The following is an 18,763-nucleotide window of genomic DNA, read 5'->3' on the forward strand; positions in this document are numbered from 1 at the left end:
TGTGATGAGATTGTTACTACTGATGATTTTATTTTGCCCGCTCTTTGCAAAAGATCAGGTCTTTTATCTGGTAAGTTCAGTACAAGTGCCTAATGCTTACTACTTTACTCCTTTAGCTATACATAATGGTAAAGCTGCATTTGGTTATATAAGCAAGATTAAACCGACGCGTGATGAAGTAGAAAAGCAAAGAGAGCGTATACGCCAAATCATACAGGCAAATATAGAAAAAGAGTATGGGAGTATGCAAAGGTGGGAAGAGGAGAACAAAAAAATAGCTAAAGAGAGTGCTAAACAGCTCCAAAAAAATGCTCCAACATGGTTGCAACATCTCTTTCCGCCAAGTCTTGTAAAAGAGGCAGTACCTTTTTTGCTCAAAGGTGCTCTCTTTTTTGCAATGCATACAAAAACAGCAAGTGAGCCCTATGGTAATTTAGGAGAGTGCGGCGTAATTATATTTGATGGAAAACTTAAAAAGATTAAGATTGGTATAGATGAGCCAGTCATTGCTCTTGATTTTTCCCCAGATGGCAAGTATCTTGGAGTAATGAGTGATCTCAGTTACGAAGATAGCAAAGGCAGATATCACGCAGTAGCTCGTATTACACTCATTGATGCACATTCTTATAAGATTATACATCAGTGGATCTTTGCCAATGCGGTCGATCAGCTTGCCTTTGATGCTTTTGGAAGAGTTCTTTTTATCGTGCACAATCCTGCAAAATGGAATGAAAAGGCTTTACGCTTTATCGATATTGTCACAAAACGGCTGCTACCACAATATATTCCATTTTATTGCGGTTCTGGCTCAATGTGGTATGGAAGTGTAAAAAAGATTAAACCATGCTTTTGCCTTAGTCCAAAAAGAGACCTTTTGTTGCTGCGCAATGGAGATCAAGTGGTCTTTTATAATCTCAAAGATCTTAAAAAATATGGGGAGTTAAATAATGAGGCTTATAGCTCACTCTATGTAAAATTTGCCCATGTACATCCGTGGTTAGCAAAAAATAATGGGGAGATTATTGATTATCAGCAAGTAAAAGTAATGCAAAAATTTCACGACCCTCTCAAAGCCGGATTTGTAGATGCAGCATTTATGCCAGATGATAAAAGAGTAATTTTTACTAACCATTTTGGTAAATTCTATATTTTTGTTCTGCAATCAGGCAAATTAGTTGGACAGACGAAAAATATTATTCGTGATGGAGGGAAGCTCTTTGTATTAACTCATGATGGACGATGGATAGTAACAGAGCATATCACAAACAAATTTGCCACTTATGCTGGATATCTTCGCCGCAAAAAGACAGATCTCAAAATCATAGATCCTCAAACTCTTCGTACAGTGCAACGTATCGCATTCCCAAGTGATCAAACACTCATAACATATGCGCTCTTTGGTGATCGGCTCATTGCTAGTGACTTTGATACACTCTATATCTTTGAGAGGGTAAAGTAGCTAGTAGAGTGTTTCACTGCTCTCCTTGGCAATAGCCCAGGAGTAAAAAGGGGTTATCTCTATGGGAATATCTTTAATCTCATAGAGAAAATCTGTAGCAATTGTAACAACTTCTATTTTTTTTAATGGAATACTATTTTTAGCAAGAACTTGCTCGATGCGCTGCTGGATGCGGGTTTCGTTGCCAAATGGAATAGCAAGAATGAGGAGCTCTTGTTTGGGATTGTAAAAGCCAAGTGGTTCGAGATAGCAGATCTCTTGATCTGCAATTTCTAGATAGACCATATTCTCAAAGCTTTTAGGAAACTCTTTTTGGGTAAAAAGTCTCGATTTGATTGTAAAATCGTGAAAAAAGAGCTTGGATGCAGCGCGTTTTGCTCCAAATTTTGGCACAAGATAGATATACCTATCCCTTTGCCACTGTTCAAAAAGAGCATAGAACCTATCTTTAGAGATTTTAAAGCGCTCTTTGAGGCGCGTAAAGAGAAAATATGCTGAGATATTGTAGCCTTGATAAAACGCAATCTCTTTGAAGATGGCAAAATCCTCCTTGAATGTGAGCATGAGCATCTCTTGGTAGACTTTATCCTTTTTGAACTCTTCTATAAATGGTATAGCTGGATAGTTGCCGTTTTTGAGAAAGTTGTTGAAAGCTATTTTGATATCACTCCTCTTTTCAAAAAGCAGATACTCTTCAAAGTCAAGATTGGTCAGTCTATAGTGCTTTGCGTCTACAAGTTCTCGCTTTTGGTGCGAGACGACGACAAAGCTCTCAACTGCAGGGATATCGATAGAAAGGGGTGGGTTGTAGTAGACTACTATTTTGATTTTATTTTGAGAGATAAATGTTTGGATATCTTTTTGAATTGCCGTTATATCAGCTCTTGCATCATCAAAATCAATCAGCAGTACCTCTTTTGGTCTGTAGTATGTATGGAGGAACTCTTGTGTAAGTGAGTACTTCCCACAATATTTTGGACCAGTGATGAGGATCTTTTCTGCAGGCTCGATTGCACATTTTCGCGGCAAAAACTCATATTTTGCTATACTTTTGTCATAGAAAAACTCTAAAGCTTCCATTTTCCTTCCTAAAAGGAAATAAATTTCATTTATTATAACCAAAAAACTTGCAAATTGACTTCCTCTTCGTTTATAATAACGCTCCCAAATATGTTGCACTTGCAACAAGTTCTTTGTGAAAGGTTCAAATGGAGAAGATCAGACTCAAGCTTCGTGCTTATGATCATAGGGTGTTAGATAGAAGTGTCTCTGCAATCGTAGAGGCTGTGAAGAGAACGGGAGCGGAGATTAAAGGTCCGATTCCATTACCAACAAAAATCAGAAAATATACAGTTCTTAGATCACCACACGTTAATAAAGACTCTAGAGAACAGTTTGAAATCAGAATTCATTCTAGGCTAATCGATATCGTATCAGCAACACCTGATACAGTTGATTCACTAATGAAGCTTGACTTGGCACCAGAAGTGGATGTCGAAGTTAGGTCAATGGGCGAGTAAGGGGAAGTAGATGGAATTTATCGTAGAAAAAATCGGAATGAGTAGAACAATCGGTATCCCTAGTGTACCAGTAACACTACTCAAAGTGAAAGAAGCAAAAGTTTGTGAAATTGTCGGTGACAATAAAGCTATCGTGGCTTATGGATCAGGCAAGAAGAGAAATAAAGCGATCGAAGGCCAGCAAAAGAAATATGGCCTAACACCTGAATTTAATAGATTTGTAACCCTTAAAGTAGCAAACAGTGAGCCAGGTAACCTTGACCTCTCGCCACTTGGTGAAGCAAAAAGAGTGAAAATTAGCTTCAACTCAAAAGGTCGTGGATTTAGTGGTGTTGTAAAAAGATGGAACTTTGCTGGTGGTCCTGATAGCCATGGTTCAAGATTTCACAGAGCACCAGGTTCGGTAGGTATGTGTGAATGGCCAGGACGCATTATGCCTGGACAAAAAATGCCTGGACAGTATGGAAACAAAAAAGTAACCGTACAAAACGAAGTAGTAAGCTTTGATCCAGAAAATGGAATTTTGGTTGTAAAGGGTTCAGTACCTGGACCAAACGGAGCACTTGGTAAAGTAAGGATTGTCAAATGAGTAAAGCAATAGTTTTGAATAACAATTTCGAAAAAGAGCAAGAGGTAGCGGTTCCTGAGAGTTTCCAAGGGATTAACCCGCATAACCTCTATCTCTATGTAAAAGCATATCTTGCGAACTTGCGTGCAAACAACGCACATACTAAAAACAGAAGTGCTGTTAGCGGTGGTGGACGTAAGCCTTGGCAACAAAAGGGACGTGGTGGTGCACGTGCTGGATCAATTAGAAGTCCTTTGTTTGTTGGTGGTGGTGTAGCATTCGGTCCTACAAACCAAAAGAACTACACACAAAAAGTAAATAAAAAGCAAAAGAGAAAAGCTCTTGAATTTGCTTTGAATGAAAAAGCAGAAAATGGAGCGCTCTTTATCGTTGATGAGATCAAAGTTGAATCAGGCAAAACAAAAGATGCAGCAGCTATCGTCAAGAAGATAGGTGCAAGAGATGTTCTTTTTGTGAAAGATGCAATTGATGAGAAGACTTTCTTGGCATTTAGAAACTTGCCAAATGCATACTTAATCGAACCAAACGAACTCAATGCATATCTAGCGTCAGCATTCTACGCTGTTGTCATTGAAAAACCAGTTTGGGAAAAAATAGTAAAAGAGGGCTAAGATGGCAGATATTACAGATATCAAATCAATCGTTTATACTGAAAAGAGTTTGGGCCTTCAAGAAGAGGGATATATCGTTATCCAAACAAGTGACAAAGTGACAAAGAATCAACTCAAATCAATTCTCAAAGAGTATTTTGGAGTTACTCCAGTCAAAATCAACTCTCTTCGCATGAAGGGCAAAACGAAACGTTTCAGAGGAATAGAAGGGAAGCGTGATAACTATAAAAAGTTTTACGTGAAGTTGCCTGAAGGGGCAAAAATCGAAAGTCTAGCGGTGTAAGGATAGAAGATGGCAATAAAAAAATATAAACCGTATACGCCTAGTCGTAGATTTATGAGTGTTGTTGACAGTAGCGACATCACTGCAAAGCCTAGTGTGAGAAAACTCCTTGTCAAACTTCCTGCACGTGCTGGGAGAAACAACCAAGGACGTATCACTTCACGCCATAAAGAGGCTGGAGCGAAAAAACTCTATCGTATTATCGATTTCAAACGTAACAAATTTGGCGTACCTGGCCGTGTAGCAACTATCGAGTATGATCCATACAGAAACTGTAGAATCGCACTTGTTGTTTACAGAGACGGTGACAAAAGATACATTATTCAGCCAAGCGGCTTGAAAGTAGGTGATACAGTTGAAGCTGCTGAAGGTGGTCTTGATGTATTGCCAGGCAATGCTATGAAACTCAAAAACATCCCTGTGGGTACACTCGTGCATAATATCGAACTCAAGCCTGGCAAAGGTGGCCAGATGGCAAGAAGCGCTGGTGCATATGCACAGATCATGGGTAGAGAAGATAAGTATGTGATCTTGCGCCTGCCAAGCGGTGAGATGAGAAAAGTCCTTGGTGAGTGCATGGCAACTGTGGGTGTTGTTGGTAATGAAGAGTATATCAATATTGTTATTGGCAAAGCCGGTCGCAATCGCCATAGAGGTATAAGACCTCAAACAAGAGGTTCAGCAATGAACCCAGTTGATCACCCGCATGGTGGTGGTGAAGGTAAAACCGGTCCTAGCGGACACCCTGTAACACCTTGGGGTATGCCAACGAAAGGGTACAAAACACGTCGTAAAAAAGCTAGTGATAAACTCATAATCTCTAGAAGAAAGAAAAAGTAAGAGGGTAAAAAATGGCTAGAAGTATCAAAAAGGGTCCATTCGTAGATGACCATCTTATGAAGAAAGTGCTCAAAGCGAAAGAGACCGGAGATAAAAAACCTATCAAAACTTGGTCTAGAAGAAGCACAATTGTGCCAGAGATGATAGGTCTTACAATTAACGTACACAATGGAAGACAATTTGTTCCTGTATATATTACTGAAAACCATGTTGGCTTTAAACTTGGCGAATTTGCTCCAACAAGAACCTTTAAGGGACACAAAGGTTCTGTGCAGAAGAAAATTGGTAAATAAGGATAGGTGATGAGTAAGGCAGTATTGAGATTTATCAGACTCTCACCGACAAAAGCGAGACTCGTCGCGAGAGAGGTACAGGGTATGAATGCCGAAGAGGCATTGGCAGCTTTGGAGTTCACACCAAATAAAGCAGCAAAAGTAATCTCAAAAGTGATTGCAAGTGCTGTTGCAAATGGTGGATATGAACCAAATGAGGTAGTTGTTACTTCTTGCAGAGTAGATAGAGGACCATATCTTAAGAGATTTAGACCAAGAGCAAGAGGTCGTGCAAGCAGAATCATGAAGCCAACTTCTCATATTTATGTAGAAGTAGCGCAAAAGAAGGATAGCTAATGGGTCAAAAAGTCAATCCTATAGGTTTAAGACTTGGAATCAATAGAAACTGGGAATCACGCTGGTTTCCGGATCATAACAAGATGCCGGATAGAGTGGAAGAAGATCATAAAATCAGAAAATTTTTGAAAAAAGAGCTCTACTACGCAGGAATCAGCAATATTATTATTGAAAGAACTGCAAAGAAGCTCAGAGTTACTATTGTAGCTGCACGTCCGGGGGTTATCATCGGTAAAAAAGGTGCAGATATCGAAAAGCTCAAAGAGAAGTTGCAAAGACTTGTGGGCAAAGAGGTTTTCATCAATATCAAAGAAGAGAAGCGTCCACAAGCATCTGCGCAGCTTGCAGCTGAAAACGTTGCAACGCAGCTTGAGAGACGTGTGGCATTTCGCCGTGCGATGAAAAAAGTAATTCAAGCTGCCAAAAAGGCTGGTGTAAAAGGTATCAAAGTTCAGGTTGCTGGACGTCTTGGTGGTGCTGAAATGGCACGTACTGAGTGGTATCTAGAAGGACGTGTTCCTTTGCATACACTCAGAGCAAAAATCGATTATGGATTTGCTGAAGCCCATACTACATATGGAGTAATCGGCGTGAAGGTCTGGATCTTTAAAGGTGAGGTACTCCAAAAGGGTATCCAACCTGAAAGAACTGAAAGACCTAAAAGACGTGCTCCAAGAAGGAGAAGTTAATCATGTTGATGCCTAAGAAGACAAAATATAGAAAACAGCAAAAGGGACGCAACAGAGGTAAAGCTTATAGAGGCAATAGTCTTGCGTTCGGAAATATAGGAATCAAAGCACTTGAGCATGGTCGTATCGACTCTCGCCAGATTGAGGCAGCAAGGGTTGCAATGACTCGAAAAGTAAAAAGAACTGGAAAGATCTGGATCCGTGTGTTTCCAGATAAACCTCTTACCAAAAAGCCATTGGAGACAAGGATGGGTAAAGGTAAAGGTGCAGTGGAGAAATGGGTTATGAATATCAAACCTGGCCGCATCATTTATGAGATGGCAGGTGTTGAGGAGAGCTTGGCAAGAGAAGCTCTCGATCTTGCACGATACAAACTCCCTTTTAAAACAAAAATCGTGACACAAGAGAGTGAAAATGAACTATACTGAGTTGAAAGAGAAGAGCCTACAAGAGCTCGAAGGGTTGTTGAAGGATAAGAAGTTGGAGCTGTTTGAGCTTCGTATGAAGCTAAAAACAATGCAGCTTCAAGATACGAGTCAAATTAGAAAAACAAGAAAAGATATTGCGAGAATCAAAACCGCTATTGCGGAGAAAAGAAGGGCTGGATAATGGCTTACAAAAGAGTTATTCAAGGAACAGTCGTTAAAAAGAGCGGTGACAAAACTATTTCACTCCTCGTTGAGCGAAAAGTTATGCACCCAAAATATCATAAGATCGTTAAACGATTCAAAAAATATTTGGTGCATGACGAAAAAAATCAAGCCAACGTTGGAGACGTTGTCACTGCCGTAGAATGTAGACCAATTTCTAAAAGAAAATCTTTTAGACTCAAAGAGATTGTACAGGCAGGAGTTAAGTAATGATTCAAAGTTTTACAAGACTCAACGTCGCTGATAATAGCGGCGCAAAAGAGATTATGTGTATTAAGGTCCTTGGTGGATCGAAAAGACGTTACGCTTCCGTTGGCGATGTGATAGTTGCTTCAGTCAAAAAAGCAGCACCAAACGGAAAGGTGAAAAAAGGTCAAGTTGTCAAGGCAGTTGTAGTAAGAACCAAAAAAGAGGTTCAAAGAGAAAACGGCTCTTTGATACGATTTGATGACAATGCAGCTGTTATTCTTGATAACAAAAATGAACCTATTGGTACACGTATTTTCGGTCCTGTTAGCAGAGAAGTTCGCTATAAAAACTTCATGAAAATTGTTTCACTTGCACCGGAGGTGCTCTAATGGCTAAGAAATTTAAAATCAAAAAGGGCGATATTGTAGAGATCATCGCCGGAGATGACAAAGGTAAAACTGGAGAGGTTCTCCAGGTTCTTACAAAAAAAGATGCAGTAATCGTAGCAGGCTGTAAGCTTGCAAAGAAAGCTGTAAAACCGAGTGAACAAAATCCAGAGGGCGGATTTGTCAATAAAGAGATGCCTATTCACATCTCTAACGTTCGTAAAGTAGAAGGTGGCGCATCATGACATTAGAGCTAAAAGAGATCTATAACGAGAAAGTCAAACCAGCTCTTGCTGAAGAGCTTGATCTTAAAAACCCTATGCTCATTCCAAATCTTGAGAAAATTGTAGTGAGTGTAGGTGCTGGTGAAGCAAGCCGTGATAGTAAATTGATGCAAAATATTCAAGATACTATCAGCCTCATCACTGGGCAGCATGCTGTTGTTACGAAAGCTAAAAAGAGTGAGGCTGGGTTTAAGATCCGTGAAGGTATGCCTGTAGGAGTAAAAGTAACACTACGCCAAGATCGTATGTGGAACTTTTTGCAAAAGCTCATCTATATAGCACTGCCAAGAGTGAAAGACTTCCGCGGACTTCCAAAAAGTGGTTTTGATGGGAGAGGAAACTACAACTTTGGTCTTGATGAGCAGTTGATGTTCCCAGAAGTTGATTATGACAACATCATCAAAACTCACGGTATGAACATAACAATTGTAACAACAACTGATAGTGACAAAGAGGCGTATAAGCTTCTTGAACTACTCGGATTTCCATTCGCAAAAGGTGGTAGATAATGGCGAAGAAAAGTATGATCGCGAAAGCGAAGAGAAAGCCAAAATTCAAGGTTAGAGCATATACTCGTTGTAGAATCTGCGGCCGTCCAAGATCTGTATATAGAGATTTTGGAATCTGCAGAATCTGCTTGCGTAAAATGGCAAGTGAAGGCTTGCTTCCTGGTGTTAAAAAGTCAAGTTGGTAATTCACTAATAGGTAGCGTGCACAGCACGAACCCTATTAGATATTCATGAAGGAGAAAAGATAATGGTTAATGATATCATCGCTGATTCAATCACAAGAATTAGAAACGCATCTATGCGCGGACAAGAGGTTACACAACTTCTTTATTCGAAAATTGTAGAAGCTATTGTAAAGATTCTTCAAGATAAAGGCTATATAGAGAGCTATAAAGTAGTTGAAGATGGTAACAAGAAATTTATCAATGTAGTTTTGAAATATGAAGAAGCAGGAAAGAAAAAGAGACCTGTAATTAATGAAATTAAACGTATTTCTAAACCTGGTCGTCGTGTCTATAAAGGCAAAGATGAGATCAAGAGATTCAAAAACGGTTACGGAACTATTATAGTAAGTACTAGTAAAGGTGTGTTACCTAACGATGAAGCTTACCGTCAGGGAGTTGGCGGCGAAGTTTTGTGTAGTGTTTGGTAATACGATATCCATTCGAGAAATCGTAGAAATATCGTATAAAGGAATAAAATGAGTAGAATTGGAAAGCAACCAGTTGCAATACCAAGTGGTGTTGAAGTAAAGATGGAAGAGGGTAAACTCATTGTCAAAAAAGGCAACCTCACACAAGAGGTTGATTTTGGCAATAGAGTAAAAGTAAAAATAGATAATAATCAAATAATTTTTGAGCCTGCTGGAGAAGATAAGCAAAGCAGAGCATTTTGGGGAACATACAGAGCCCTTACCAATAACGCAATCAAAGGATTGGTAGAGGGGTTTGAAAAGAAACTTGAGATCAATGGAGTTGGTTATAGAGCACAAGTCAAAGGCAAAGAACTTGAACTGCAGCTCGGTTTTTCACATCCGATCAACTATCCAATTCCTGAAGGAATTCAGATAACTGTCGAGAAAAATATTATCACTGTCAAAGGCCATGACAAGCAAAAAGTTGGCCAAGTAGCAGCAGAGATTAGAAGCTTTAGACCGCCTGAGCCGTACAAGGGTAAAGGTGTGAAATATGTCGATGAAGTTATCATTAGAAAAGCTGGTAAGACAGCGAAGAAGTAAAGGGTAGGCTATGAGAGAGAGCGTTCAAAAAAGAAAGAATAAATTAAGAATAAAAAGAAAAAGAAGAGTTCGCGGTAAAATTACTGGTAGCGCAGAGCGTCCAAGAGTATCGATTTTCAAATCAAACAGACACTTTTACGCGCAAGCTATCGATGATACCAAAGGACATACTCTTGCATACAGTGATGGCGCGAAGCTTGGCGTAAAAGTCAATAAAGAGGATGTGAAAAAAGTAGCAGCCGATATGGCACAAAAGCTCAAAGCTGTAGGTGTTGAGACAATCGTTTTCGATAGAAACGGTTATCTTTACCATGGAGTAGTTGCATCATTTGCTGATGCACTCAGAGAAAACGGAATCAAGTTCTAGGGGTAGCAGATGGAAAAATGGAATAGAGAAGAATTCGAAGAAGTTGTTGTAAATATCAGCCGCGTGACAAAGGTTGTCAAAGGCGGGAGAAGATTTAGATTTAGTGCACTAGTGGTAGTAGGGGACAAAAATGGTCATGTTGGCTATGGTATTGGAAAAGCCAAAGAGGTTCCAGATGCGATTAGAAAAGCAATTGATAACGCTTTTAAAAACATTACAACTGTGAATCTTAAAGGTACTACAATTGCTCACGATATTGAGCACAAATACAATGCAAGCAAAATCTTGCTCAAACCAGCAAGCCCTGGTACTGGTGTGATTGCCGGTGGTGCTGCTCGTCCTGTGCTTGAACTTGCTGGTGTAAAAGATATTTTGACAAAGTCTCTAGGATCAAATAACCCTGCTACACTCGTTCGTGCTACAATTGAAGCATTAGAAAGAATTAAAGCATAAGGATAGAAAATGGCATTACACAATCTCCAACCAGCTCCTGGTAGTACTCACAAGACAAAAAGAGTTGGCCGTGGGCAAGGTAGCGGAATGGGTAAAACTGCTACTCGTGGTCAAAAAGGTCAAAAGAGTAGAACAGGATACTCACAAAAAAGAGGATTTGAAGGTGGTCAACAACCACTGCAAAGAAGACTGCCAAAAGTTGGATTCAACTCAAATGTAGTCAAGCCTGTAGCAATCAATGTTGATAAAGTCAAAAAGGTTGCTGAACTTGAAGAGATCACTATGGAGACAATCCGCAGTGTCTATAAACTTCCAAAGTATGTAACACGTGTAAAACTCATCGGTAGAGGTGTAAAAGAGATAATCGCAAAAATAAAAGACGAAAATATCTCTCATAGTGGACAACAATAATGAGTAAATCATTAGTCAACAAAATCCTCATAACGCTTGGATTTCTGTTTCTCTACAGAGTCCTTGCGTATGTCCCCGTGCCAGGTGTCAATATCGATGTAGTCAAAGACTTTTTTGATTCCCAAGCAGGCAATGCCCTTGGCATGTTCAATATGTTTAGTGGAAATGCCGTTAAAAGACTCTCAATCATCTCATTAGGTATTATGCCTTATATCACCGCTTCAATCATTATGGAACTCCTTGCTGCTACTTTCCCGGCTCTTGGGCAGCTCAAAAAAGAGCGTGATGGTATGACAAAGTATATGCAGATTATCCGCTATGCAACTATTGTCATTACACTCATACAAGCAGTTGGTGTCTCAATTGGCCTGCAGCACCTGACAGGAAAAGCTGGTGAGCCTGCTATTATGATAGATATGCCTTCATTCATCACTATAGCAGCTATAAGTATGCTTGCTGGGACTATGATCTTGATGTGGATTGGTGAGCAGATTACGCAAAGAGGTGTTGGTAACGGTATATCTCTTATCATTTTTGCTGGTATCGTATCTGGAATCCCATCTGCAATTGCTGGAACTATCAATCTTGTCAATACAGGCGAGTTGAACTTCTTGATACTTATTGCTATCGTTACCATTATATTGGTAACTGTAGGATTTATCATCTACGTAGAGCTAGCAGAAAGACGTATACCAGTCTCATATTCTCGTAAAGTTTTGATGCAAAATCAAAAAAAGAGAATAATGAACTATATCCCTATCAAGCTCAACCTCAGTGGAGTTATTCCGCCAATTTTTGCATCTGCGATTTTGATGTTTCCATCAACTATCTTGCAATCTAGCACAAACCCAATAGTACAAAAAATAGCAGATTTTCTCAATCCAAATGGATTTATCTTTAATGCACTCATGTTTGTGCTAGTAATTTTCTTTGCATATTTTTACGCTTCTATTGTCTTTAATGCAAAAGATATTGCAGATAACCTCAAGAGACAGGGAGGATTTATTCCGGGAGTGAGACCTGGTGAGCCAACAGCAGCCTATCTCAATGAAGTAGCAAGCAGACTAACTTTTTGGGGTGCGCTCTACCTCGCTATCATTGCAACGCTGCCGTGGGTACTTGTTAAGGCAATGGGTGTACCTTTCTATTTTGGTGGAACTGCGGTACTTATCGTTGTGCAAGTTGCGCTTGATACTATGAGAAAAATTGAAGCGCAAATATATATGAGCAAATATCAAACACTCAGTACGGTTGGACTTTAATGGCGATAGCTATTAGAAAACCAGCCGAGATTGAGAAATTGCGAAAAGCCAATATCATCGTAGCCAAAACCCTCAACTATCTTGCCAAAGAGTGTAAGCCCGGCGTCTCGCTCAAAGAGCTTGACGCTATGGGTGAAGAGTTTATTAGAAGTCATGGTGCAAAACCTTCGTTTAAAGGGCTCTATGGATTTCCTGCTTCAGTTTGTACCTCTGTCAATGAGGTAATCATTCATGGAATTCCAACAGATTATAAACTAAAAGAGGGTGATATCATTGGACTTGATATTGGTACAGAATATGATGGTTGGTATGGTGATGCCGCAATAACTGTGAGTGTTGGCAATATTAGCGACAAAGATAAAGAGCTTATCGCAGTAGCTAAAGATACGCTCTACTATGCAATAGATATTATCCGCGCTGGTATGCGATTCAAAGAGTTAAGCTATGAGATCGAAAAATATATCAAATCGCGTGGTTATCAGCCTCTCCATGGATTTTGCGGTCACGGTATTGGTCGCAAACCACACGAAGAGCCGGAGATTCCAAACTATCTGGAGCATGGGAGTCCAAAAAGCGGACCAAAAATCAAAGAGGGTATGGTATTTTGCCTTGAGCCAATGATATGTCAAAAGCTTGGTACACCCAAAATATTGGAAGATAAGTGGTCGGTTGTGAGTGAAGATGGCCTCAGAGGCAGTCACTATGAGCATACAGTTGCTATAATTGGTGGAAAAGCAGAGATTTTAAGCAAGGAGGATTGAGATGGCAAAAGATGATGTGATTGAGGTAGATGGTATAGTCAAAGAGGCATTGCCGAATGCAATGTTTCGTGTAGAGCTTGAGAATGGGCATGTGGTGCTTTGCCATATCGCTGGGAAGATGCGCATGCACTATATCAAGATACTTCCAGGTGACAAGGTCAAAGTTGAGCTTACTCCATACAGCCTTGATAAAGGGCGCATTACATTTAGATATAAATAAGCTTAAATTAAGAACACCTTAAGTATAATTACATCCCTTTTTGGGAAACTGTATGAAGAATCTTTGTAAGAGGTGGCACTTTTCTTACAAGGATTGGCTTGATTGGCTCATCAAGCCTAGCGTGCCGTAAAGTAAGTGCTTAATCTTTTATAGGAGACAATAATGAAAGTTCGACCTTCAGTAAAGAAGATGTGCGATAAGTGCAAAATTATCAAGAGAAAAGGCGTAGTGAGAGTTATCTGCGTCAATCCAAAACATAAACAGAGACAAGGATAAAAGATGGCTAGGATTGCTGGTGTAGATCTTCCAAAAAACAAGCGCATCGAGTATGCATTGCCGTATGTATATGGTATCGGTCTTACAACTTCTAGAAAAATTCTCGATGCTGTAGGAATCAGCTACGATAAGCGTGTCTATGAACTTACAGAAGAGGAAGTAGCAACTATCAATAAACATATCCGCGAAAATTATATGGTCGAAGGTGATTTACGTAGAAAAGTTGCTATGGATATCAAAGCATTGATGGATATCGGATGCTATAGAGGTCTCAGACATAGACGTGGTCTCCCTGTTCGCGGTCAAAAGACAAAAACAAATGCGCGAACACGTAAGGGTAAGAAAAAAACTGTAGGTTCAGCGAAGTAAAGGACGGTAGATGGCAAAGAGAAAAACAAGAAAAAAAGTAGTTAAGAAAAATATAGCACGCGGAGTTGTCTATATCAATGCAACTTTTAACAATACTGTCGTGACTGTAACTGATGAGATGGGCAATGTGATTGCTTGGAGTAGTGCTGGTAGCCTTGGCTTTAAAGGGAGCAAAAAATCTACTCCATTTGCAGCGCAGCAAGCTGTAGAAGATGCAATGACAAAAGCAAAAGAGCATGGCATTAAAGAGGTGGGTATTAAAGTACAAGGACCAGGAAGTGGTCGCGACACTGCAGTCAAGAGTATCGGTGCGATTGAGGGAATTCGTGTACTTTTCTTTAAAGATATTACTCCATTACCACACAATGGATGTAGACCTCCAAAACGCAGAAGAGTGTAATTTAAGTTTTTATTTTATACGGCACGCCACGCAATAGCCAAAATATATGCAAAAGTAGGAGAAAAGCAATGGCAAGATATAGAGGTCCAGTTGAAAAGATCGAAAGAAGATTAGGCGTAAGCCTAGCACTCAAAGGCGAAAGACGTCTTGCTGGGAAGAGTGCTCTTGATAAAAGACCATATCCTCCAGGGCAGCATGGTCAAAGAAGAAGTAAAATCAGTGAATATGGATTGCAGCTTCGTGAGAAGCAAAAAGCAAAGTTTATGTATGGTGTTGCTGAGAAGCAGTTTAGAAACCTCTTCAAAGAGGCGAACCGCATGGAAGGCAATACCGGGGAAAATCTCATTAGACTTCTTGAGCAAAGACTTGATAATGTTGTATATCGCATGGGATTTGCAACAACAAGAAGATTTGCACGCCAGCTAGTCAATCATGGCCATGTACTTGTTGATGGTAAACGTGTAGATATACCATCTTACCGCGTAAAACCTGGTCAAAAAATCGAAATTCGCGAAAAGAGCAAAAACAATCCACAGATCCAAAGAGCACTTGAGCTAACAAATCAAACTGGTATAGCTCCTTGGGTAGATGTGGATAAAGACAAAGTCTTTGGAATCTTTACGAGAATTCCAGAGAGAGACGAAATCGAGATTCCAGTAGAAGAGCGTCTCATCGTCGAGCTATACTCTAAATAATAGTGTAAGCTAAAATAAATTTATAAAGAGAGTTGGCTATGAGTAAAATCAAAGTAAAACCGTCGGTTCCAACAAATATAGAGATTGAATCCATCAAAAACAATCATGCACGCCTCAATGTTTTCCCTTACGAAAAAGGGTATGCGATCTCTGTCGCACACCCACTTCGTAGACTCCTCCTTAGTGCTACAGTAGGGTATGCACCAATTGCTGTGCAGATTGAGGGAGTAAAACATGAGTTTGATAGTGTGCGTGGTATGTTGCAAGATGTTGCTGAGTTTATTATCAATCTCAAAAATATCCGCTTCAAAATAAAAGATAGCGAAAAAGATCAAGTAACAGTTTCTTACTCTTTTGAGGGACCAAAAGAACTCACAGGTGCTGACCTTGTGAGTGATGAGATCGATGTAGTTACTCCAGAAAACTTCCTTGCAACACTCAATGAAGATGCGAAACTCAACTTCTCTCTTATTGTGCATAAAGGAATCGGTTACGTTCCGAGTGAAGAGATTCGGCAAGAGGTTCCAGAGGGCTATATTGCACTCGATGCATTTTTTACACCGGTAAAAAAGGCTCTCTACAATATCGAGAATGTTTTGGTTGATGATAACCCAAACTATGAAAAAATTGTCTTTGATATCGAAACAGATGGTCAGATTGCCCCAGTGGATGCATTGAAAATGGCTCTTGAGGTGTTACAAGGGCAGCTCGCAATTTTCAATGCGGAGATGACTGTTGTTGAGAGTGCACCAACTGCCAATGCACTCCTTGGTGACAATAGCCCACTGTTTCAAAAAATTGATGTACTCAATCTTGGAGCAAGAAGCTACAATAGCCTCGAAAAAGCAGGTATCGAGTATGTTGGTGAACTAGCCATTTTGGATCAAAATGAGCTTAAAAATATCAAAAATCTTGGGAAAAAATCTATTGATGAGATTGTTGCGAGAATTGAAGAGTTTGGTATAGATACCTCTTCACTTACTCCTGAAGACAAAGAGGCTATACGAGCCAAAATTAACAAGCTAAAAGGATAAGGAATGAGACATAGACACGGATATAGAAAGCTTGGTCGTACTAGTTCTCATAGAAAAGCACTGCACAAAAACCTTGCTATTGCTTTGATTATCAATGAGAAGATCGAGACCACTGAAGCAAAAGCAAAAAGTCTTCGCAGCTTCATAGAAAAACTGATCACAAAAGCCAGAAAAGGTGACTTTAACGCACACAGAGCAGTATTTGCATATTTGCAGGATAAAGAAGCAACAAAAAAACTTGTAAATGAGATAGCTCCGCGATATAAAGAGCGCAACGGTGGATATACAAGAATCACAAAAACTCGTGTAAGAAGAGGTGACGCAGCACCTCTAGCTTTCATCGAATTTGTTTAATTCTCAGGGGGCTCCCCCTGAAAATCCAATTAATTACTAAAATTTATCTCCTTTTAACCGAAAATAATCTATATTCCCTCACATCTCCCAAAAAAGGATTAGAATGGATTTCCCATTTACTGATGAGGATCTTTTGCCAGCTGTGCAAAACATAATCGATACAGAAATTAAACCTATGGTTGCACTTGATGGTGGTGATATAAAATTATTAGGCGTTCGCAACGGCAAAGTCTTTGTCCAGTTAGGAGGAGCATGTGTTGGATGTAGTGCATCAGGTAACACGCTCAAATATGGAGTGGAGCGACAGCTCAAGATGAAAATACATCCAGATATTGAAGTAATCAATATCCCACAAGGATATGAAGATAAGTGGGAAGATATTGCAATGCAGTATGAAGGAGAGAATAGCTAATGCATATTGATGCATTGATGGAAAAAGCAACGAAACAGTTTTTACAAAAAAATTACCAAGAGGCTCTCGATGTTTTCTTAACAATTTTGCGCCAAGAGCCGCTGCACAAGCCAGCACAACTTGGCGTCATGCTCTGCGATCTTTTAGAGGAGGATGAAGAGGAGGCAGTAGCCCTTTTTGATTTTTATCTTGTGCTCAAGCAAGAGGCCGAAGAGGATGCAGAAGAGCGTGTTATTGAGATGATTCACTCACTTGATAAGGCACAAGAGGATCTTGCATCAATGCTTGAGCAAGAGAGCGTTTCAGCAATTGAGGGAATTGCATACAAGGATTTTAAGCGAATCGTACAAGAGCGTGGAAGTTTTAAAAGAGCTTTTGAAGATATCATGTTTAGCACGAAGGTGATAATCACGCAAAAGAGCGACTTTTTTGACTTTTTGAATAACTTGTTAGAGTATGGTTTCAAAGATATTGCATATAGCTATTTAGAAGATGCATCGAAACTCTATCCTGCTGATAGACGTTTACAAGAGTTTATGCAAAAGCTTAAGCAATGATTTATAAATTTGAGAACTTTAGTGTGACAGATAACACACAAGAGATAGATAGAGCCGACCTCTTTTTAAAAACAGCGCAAAATAACCGCTATATCAAAGAGCAGCCCCAAAATATCCTCATTCCAAAAGAGTTGATAGCAAAGCTTGATTTAAGCGATATACAAATTATTGGTGTCACTGGCACAAACGGTAAGACAACTACAAGTGCAGCTATCTACTCTTTGCTCAATGATTTAGGATTGAAGAGTGCTTTGCAAGGTACGCGCGGCTTTTTCGTCGATGATGAACTCGTTGCTCCCAAAGGCCATACGACTCCATCAATTCTTGAGACTATTGTACATATGTATGAAGCAAAAAAGCGAGGTGCTAGCTATTTTGTCATGGAGGTAAGTTCCCATGCAATAGCGCAGCAACGCATCGAAAATTTAGCGTTTGCGCTCAAAGTTTTTACCAATATTTCGCAAGATCATCTTGACTATCATAAAAGCATGCAAAGTTACATCGCCACAAAAAGCTCTTTTTTTGCAGATGAGACTTTGAAACTCATAAACAAAGATGATAAAAATATCGAGTTTAATGTAAAAAATGCTCGCACATATGCACTTGAGACTACAGCTACCTATCAAATAGTTGCATACTCCCTTGAAGGCGGTATCAGTGCAGTATTGCAACATGGCAGCGAAATGGTAGATTTTTACTCTCCATTGCTCGGTCTTTTTAATCTCTACAACATCACTGCCGCAATTGGGGCGGTCCATATGCTCACAAATCTTCCTCTTGAAGATATTGTGCAGGAGGTGAAGCATTTTGGAGGGGTTCGCGGTCGCATGGAGATTGCAAGTACCAAGCCCTTAGTAATAGTAGATTTTGCACACACTCCTGATGGGATGCAAAAGGTATTTGAATCATTTCCTGGCAAAAAGATTGTAGCTCTCTTTGGTGCCGGCGGTGATAGGGATAGATCCAAAAGAGCTCTTATGGGCAATGTTGCAAGCAGGTTTTGCACCAAAATCTATCTCACAGCTGACAATCCTCGCAGTGAAGATGTAATGCAAATAATAGACGATATCAAAAAAGGTATCACTACAAATATTCCTATTATTATCAATCCCAATAGAGCAGAAGCGATTAAAGAGGCTTTAGATAACTTAGAAGAGGATGAGATACTTCTTATTCTTGGCAAAGGAGATGAGGAGTATATTGAGATAGATGGAGAGAAAATTCCATACAGTGATCGTGAAACTGTTGAAGCGTTAATGAGAAGTAATTGAAAATTATCAATTTAATCTAAATTTCGCATGATAAAATTCAGACAAA

At 39.6% G+C, this 18,763-nt stretch carries 34 protein-coding genes; 33 read left to right on the forward strand and 1 reads right to left on the reverse strand.

The features are described 5' to 3' along the window. Window positions 1-4 precede the first annotated feature (4 nt). Window positions 5-1,459 (forward strand): YncE family protein, encoded by a 1,455-nt coding sequence (locus JG734_RS01215; protein WP_201333230.1) that lies wholly within the window; start codon window positions 5-7, stop codon window positions 1,457-1,459. On the opposite strand, the gene JG734_RS01220 is transcribed toward JG734_RS01215, so the two are convergent. After that, complete coding sequence (locus JG734_RS01220; RefSeq protein WP_201333231.1) at window positions 1,460-2,539, reverse strand: ATP-binding protein; 1,080 nt, start codon at window positions 2,537-2,539, stop codon at window positions 1,460-1,462. Window positions 2,540-2,667: 128 nt separating this feature from the next. Between JG734_RS01220 and rpsJ the strand changes: the two genes are divergently transcribed. From rpsJ to JG734_RS01380, 32 genes are all read left to right on the forward strand, one after another. Beyond that, complete coding sequence (gene rpsJ / locus JG734_RS01225) at window positions 2,668-2,979, forward strand: 30S ribosomal protein S10 (RefSeq protein WP_201333232.1); 312 nt, start codon at window positions 2,668-2,670, stop codon at window positions 2,977-2,979. Between the two features lie 10 nt (window positions 2,980-2,989). Continuing rightward, complete coding sequence (rplC, locus tag JG734_RS01230) at window positions 2,990-3,568, forward strand: 50S ribosomal protein L3 (RefSeq protein WP_201333233.1); 579 nt, start codon at window positions 2,990-2,992, stop codon at window positions 3,566-3,568. Further along, the gene (gene rplD / locus JG734_RS01235) at window positions 3,565-4,179 is read left to right on the forward strand and encodes a 50S ribosomal protein L4 (protein WP_201333234.1); all 615 of its coding nucleotides are present in this window, start codon (window positions 3,565-3,567) and stop codon (window positions 4,177-4,179) included. Before rplC ends, rplD begins: the two co-directional genes overlap by 4 nt. A 1-nt stretch (window position 4,180) precedes the next feature. Next, a complete protein-coding gene (locus JG734_RS01240; RefSeq protein WP_201333235.1) occupies window positions 4,181-4,462 on the forward strand; it encodes a 50S ribosomal protein L23 in 282 nt (93 codons plus the stop codon). Between the two features lie 9 nt (window positions 4,463-4,471). Continuing rightward, window positions 4,472-5,302 carry a 50S ribosomal protein L2 gene (gene rplB / locus JG734_RS01245; protein ID WP_201333236.1) on the forward strand — a complete coding sequence of 277 codons (831 nt, stop codon included), beginning with the start codon at window positions 4,472-4,474 and terminating at the stop codon, window positions 5,300-5,302. A gap of 11 nt (window positions 5,303-5,313) precedes the next feature. Continuing rightward, complete coding sequence (gene rpsS / locus JG734_RS01250) at window positions 5,314-5,595, forward strand: 30S ribosomal protein S19 (RefSeq protein WP_201333237.1); 282 nt, start codon at window positions 5,314-5,316, stop codon at window positions 5,593-5,595. Between the two features lie 9 nt (window positions 5,596-5,604). Further along, complete coding sequence (rplV, locus tag JG734_RS01255; protein WP_201333238.1) at window positions 5,605-5,931, forward strand: 50S ribosomal protein L22; 327 nt, start codon at window positions 5,605-5,607, stop codon at window positions 5,929-5,931. Continuing rightward, entirely contained in the window at window positions 5,931-6,620 is a 690-nt protein-coding gene (gene rpsC / locus JG734_RS01260; protein WP_201333239.1) for a 30S ribosomal protein S3, read from the forward strand. Before rplV ends, rpsC begins: the two co-directional genes overlap by 1 nt. 2 nt (window positions 6,621-6,622) lie before the next feature. Next, window positions 6,623-7,048: a 50S ribosomal protein L16 gene (rplP, locus tag JG734_RS01265; RefSeq protein WP_201333240.1), complete on the forward strand. Its 426-nt coding sequence runs from the start codon at window positions 6,623-6,625 to the stop codon at window positions 7,046-7,048. Beyond that, window positions 7,035-7,229, forward strand: coding sequence for a 50S ribosomal protein L29 (gene rpmC / locus JG734_RS01270; RefSeq protein ID WP_201333241.1), 195 nt, complete (start codon window positions 7,035-7,037; stop codon window positions 7,227-7,229). The genes rplP and rpmC overlap by 14 nt, the downstream gene beginning before the upstream one ends. Further along, complete coding sequence (gene rpsQ / locus JG734_RS01275; RefSeq protein ID WP_201333242.1) at window positions 7,229-7,480, forward strand: 30S ribosomal protein S17; 252 nt, start codon at window positions 7,229-7,231, stop codon at window positions 7,478-7,480. The genes rpmC and rpsQ overlap by 1 nt, the downstream gene beginning before the upstream one ends. Beyond that, window positions 7,480-7,848, forward strand: a complete 369-nt coding sequence (gene rplN / locus JG734_RS01280) for a 50S ribosomal protein L14 (RefSeq protein WP_201333243.1) — start codon at window positions 7,480-7,482, stop codon at window positions 7,846-7,848. The genes rpsQ and rplN overlap by 1 nt, the downstream gene beginning before the upstream one ends. Continuing rightward, on the forward strand, window positions 7,848-8,090 hold the full coding sequence (gene rplX, locus JG734_RS01285; RefSeq protein WP_201333244.1) for a 50S ribosomal protein L24: 243 nt from the start codon (window positions 7,848-7,850) through the stop codon (window positions 8,088-8,090). Before rplN ends, rplX begins: the two co-directional genes overlap by 1 nt. After that, window positions 8,087-8,638 (forward strand): 50S ribosomal protein L5, encoded by a 552-nt coding sequence (rplE, locus tag JG734_RS01290; protein WP_201333245.1) that lies wholly within the window; start codon window positions 8,087-8,089, stop codon window positions 8,636-8,638. Before rplX ends, rplE begins: the two co-directional genes overlap by 4 nt. Next, window positions 8,638-8,823, forward strand: a complete 186-nt coding sequence (locus JG734_RS01295; protein WP_201333246.1) for a type Z 30S ribosomal protein S14 — start codon at window positions 8,638-8,640, stop codon at window positions 8,821-8,823. Before rplE ends, JG734_RS01295 begins: the two co-directional genes overlap by 1 nt. A gap of 62 nt (window positions 8,824-8,885) precedes the next feature. Next, on the forward strand, window positions 8,886-9,290 hold the full coding sequence (gene rpsH, locus JG734_RS01300) for a 30S ribosomal protein S8 (RefSeq protein ID WP_201333247.1): 405 nt from the start codon (window positions 8,886-8,888) through the stop codon (window positions 9,288-9,290). 48 nt (window positions 9,291-9,338) lie between these two features. After that, complete coding sequence (gene rplF, locus JG734_RS01305) at window positions 9,339-9,875, forward strand: 50S ribosomal protein L6 (RefSeq protein ID WP_201333248.1); 537 nt, start codon at window positions 9,339-9,341, stop codon at window positions 9,873-9,875. Window positions 9,876-9,885: 10 nt separating this feature from the next. Then, on the forward strand, window positions 9,886-10,242 hold the full coding sequence (gene rplR / locus JG734_RS01310; protein WP_201333249.1) for a 50S ribosomal protein L18: 357 nt from the start codon (window positions 9,886-9,888) through the stop codon (window positions 10,240-10,242). 9 nt (window positions 10,243-10,251) lie between these two features. Continuing rightward, the gene (rpsE, locus tag JG734_RS01315) at window positions 10,252-10,695 is read left to right on the forward strand and encodes a 30S ribosomal protein S5 (protein WP_201333250.1); all 444 of its coding nucleotides are present in this window, start codon (window positions 10,252-10,254) and stop codon (window positions 10,693-10,695) included. Window positions 10,696-10,704: 9 nt separating this feature from the next. Beyond that, complete coding sequence (rplO, locus tag JG734_RS01320; protein WP_201333251.1) at window positions 10,705-11,106, forward strand: 50S ribosomal protein L15; 402 nt, start codon at window positions 10,705-10,707, stop codon at window positions 11,104-11,106. Beyond that, complete coding sequence (gene secY / locus JG734_RS01325; RefSeq protein WP_201333252.1) at window positions 11,106-12,368, forward strand: preprotein translocase subunit SecY; 1,263 nt, start codon at window positions 11,106-11,108, stop codon at window positions 12,366-12,368. The genes rplO and secY overlap by 1 nt, the downstream gene beginning before the upstream one ends. Further along, a complete protein-coding gene (gene map / locus JG734_RS01330; protein ID WP_201333253.1) occupies window positions 12,368-13,129 on the forward strand; it encodes a type I methionyl aminopeptidase in 762 nt (253 codons plus the stop codon). The genes secY and map overlap by 1 nt, the downstream gene beginning before the upstream one ends. A 1-nt stretch (window position 13,130) precedes the next feature. Then, a complete protein-coding gene (gene infA / locus JG734_RS01335) occupies window positions 13,131-13,349 on the forward strand; it encodes a translation initiation factor IF-1 (protein ID WP_012081621.1) in 219 nt (72 codons plus the stop codon). A 162-nt stretch (window positions 13,350-13,511) separates the two neighbouring features. Further along, window positions 13,512-13,625 carry a 50S ribosomal protein L36 gene (rpmJ, locus tag JG734_RS01340; protein ID WP_084275181.1) on the forward strand — a complete coding sequence of 38 codons (114 nt, stop codon included), beginning with the start codon at window positions 13,512-13,514 and terminating at the stop codon, window positions 13,623-13,625. Window positions 13,626-13,628: 3 nt separating this feature from the next. Continuing rightward, window positions 13,629-13,994 (forward strand): 30S ribosomal protein S13, encoded by a 366-nt coding sequence (gene rpsM, locus JG734_RS01345; protein ID WP_201333254.1) that lies wholly within the window; start codon window positions 13,629-13,631, stop codon window positions 13,992-13,994. Window positions 13,995-14,004: 10 nt separating this feature from the next. Beyond that, window positions 14,005-14,394, forward strand: a complete 390-nt coding sequence (gene rpsK / locus JG734_RS01350; protein WP_201333255.1) for a 30S ribosomal protein S11 — start codon at window positions 14,005-14,007, stop codon at window positions 14,392-14,394. Window positions 14,395-14,462: 68 nt separating this feature from the next. Further along, complete coding sequence (gene rpsD, locus JG734_RS01355; protein ID WP_201333256.1) at window positions 14,463-15,089, forward strand: 30S ribosomal protein S4; 627 nt, start codon at window positions 14,463-14,465, stop codon at window positions 15,087-15,089. Window positions 15,090-15,127: 38 nt separating this feature from the next. After that, the gene (locus JG734_RS01360; protein WP_201333257.1) at window positions 15,128-16,123 is read left to right on the forward strand and encodes a DNA-directed RNA polymerase subunit alpha; all 996 of its coding nucleotides are present in this window, start codon (window positions 15,128-15,130) and stop codon (window positions 16,121-16,123) included. Between the two features lie 3 nt (window positions 16,124-16,126). Then, window positions 16,127-16,477: a 50S ribosomal protein L17 gene (rplQ, locus tag JG734_RS01365; RefSeq protein WP_201333258.1), complete on the forward strand. Its 351-nt coding sequence runs from the start codon at window positions 16,127-16,129 to the stop codon at window positions 16,475-16,477. A gap of 103 nt (window positions 16,478-16,580) precedes the next feature. Continuing rightward, window positions 16,581-16,889: a NifU family protein gene (locus tag JG734_RS01370; RefSeq protein ID WP_201333259.1), complete on the forward strand. Its 309-nt coding sequence runs from the start codon at window positions 16,581-16,583 to the stop codon at window positions 16,887-16,889. Further along, the gene (locus JG734_RS01375; RefSeq protein ID WP_201333260.1) at window positions 16,889-17,446 is read left to right on the forward strand and encodes a hypothetical protein; all 558 of its coding nucleotides are present in this window, start codon (window positions 16,889-16,891) and stop codon (window positions 17,444-17,446) included. Before JG734_RS01370 ends, JG734_RS01375 begins: the two co-directional genes overlap by 1 nt. Next, window positions 17,443-18,717, forward strand: coding sequence for a UDP-N-acetylmuramoyl-L-alanyl-D-glutamate--2,6-diaminopimelate ligase (locus JG734_RS01380; RefSeq protein WP_201333261.1), 1,275 nt, complete (start codon window positions 17,443-17,445; stop codon window positions 18,715-18,717). Before JG734_RS01375 ends, JG734_RS01380 begins: the two co-directional genes overlap by 4 nt. Window positions 18,718-18,763 lie beyond the last annotated feature (46 nt).

The sequence above is a fragment of the Nitratiruptor sp. YY09-18 genome (assembly GCF_016593235.1).
Classification (GTDB): Bacteria; Campylobacterota; Campylobacteria; order Campylobacterales; family Nitratiruptoraceae; genus Nitratiruptor.